Annotated in this window: 1 protein-coding gene; it reads right to left on the bottom strand. The window is 53.1% G+C overall.

Going from position 1 to position 1673, the window contains the following annotated elements; translation table 11 throughout:
• Positions 1-1183: 1183 nt before the first annotated feature.
• A partial coding sequence (locus tag NZK35_RS32035; protein ID WP_259636610.1) for an SMI1/KNR4 family protein occupies positions 1184-1673 on the bottom strand: 490 nt, incomplete at its 5' end.

Below are 1673 nucleotides of genomic sequence, written 5' to 3'. Positions count from 1 at the left end.
GAATCTTCAGTTGGCGAACGGCACGGATCACGCGGTCGGCGCGAGCGATCATCCACTTCAATGAAACCCGACTCGCCGACTCGTCGTGCATCCGATTGTTATCGCATGTCTAACCGAAGCACACGACTTCGTTCAGACGCTACGCGCAACTATAGCCAAGAAACGAGCACATGGTCGGTGCCGCAAGAAAGTCGGGGATATTGCAACGAGTAGAGGCCACGCTAAATCCGGTTGGATATAGTCATCAATCAGCTGCTCCCTTCACGTTTCGCGTTCTCACGTTGCAATCTGATCCCTCTCAACAAAACGCCTCCACCCAACGGGATGCCAAGAAGACTTCCGAACACGTATGCCGAGTTTGACGGTTCGGGCACTAGATTATTCATCAGTAGTAGAAGGTAAGTAAGTGGGCCGACAATCCAGATTGCTCCCCAAATTAGGGATGGGGTCGCCGACGGTTGTTTCTCTGGAGCGTTCATAGGTTCTGGTGCATTGTTGGAAATTGACGAGTAGCAGTGTATGCGGTGAGAATGTAACTGGTAAGCAGTACCAACGTTTGTCGCAACTGTGGGCCACCTTTGCGATAACGGCCGCGATAACCGAGTCGCGGCGATTGATTTTCCATTGTCAAAAACGGCGACTCCGCGACTTCGGTTCATCGCATGGTTCGCCGCTCTTATGTGCCGGATTCTATCGTGAACGCATCACCGCCAAAAGCGATCGAGCAAACGCGAAATCAATCCTGGTGGGTTTAGTGCGTCTTCGTACCTCGGCCACAGTGAACGGAAAGACAGGCGATCCGTTTCTCTCTGGCAGTATAGCTCAGACCCACCGGAAAAGCAGTGCTCAGCAATGGTCTGTGTCCTTACATGTCGGACAGCAAAAAGGACTTCGTTCCAGAGGTTCGGATTGTGAAGTGCCGCATCCGACTCATCATTAGTTGGACGCAAGGTGTAGTCGCACCAAAACATGTCGCTCCACGAAGGGTCCGTTAGTTCGGCGAGGACTGCTCCGTCAACTTCGATGACGTAGAGCGGACCAGGTTTCAATTCAGGCCACACTGGATTACTTCCGTCGGCGAACGTCACGCGTCACCCGGTACGCGCGAAAGATTTTCCACTTCAAAACCGCCCGACTCGCGTACTCGGGTGCACGCGATGGTTCGCCGTCCGCTGTACGTCAGTCACGACTTAAGCGCAACCTCGGCAAGAAAAGTGTTGAAGTCGGGATATTCGGGTTCGCTGATATCGTAGTCACATTCGTGGTCAGCCCAGCATACCGGATCAGAACAGATACCGTCGACAATGCAAAATCCGTAGTAGTCACCGCAACCATTGTCAGCGAACGGTAGAAATCGGCCTCGGTTCTGCGGCATGTATTCGTATTCACGCCAGAGCGAATACTCCAGAGAGAGTTCCGGAGTATAAACGCTGGAAAATCCAATGTCCCCCGACCCAACGCGGTTCAGGTGACGCTTGTACTGATGCGGCAGAGCAATGCCGGTGGTTTGTTCTATCTCGGCTAAACGCTCGTAGCTAATTGGACCATCAGATATGACGTGGCCGCCCTCAAACATGAAAGCATGTTTCGCTCTGAAGGCCTCAAGCAACGAATCAAGGTCAGCGTCGGTCACGGCAGTACATTTCAGTCGGCGAACGTCCGCCGTCACCTGG

The sequence above is a fragment of the Stieleria sedimenti genome, from assembly GCF_025060895.1.
GTDB lineage: Bacteria > Planctomycetota > Planctomycetia > Pirellulales > Pirellulaceae > Stieleria > Stieleria sedimenti.
Note: the sequence above shows the minus strand (reverse complement) of the source record. Positions and strands in the feature narration are given on the sequence as shown.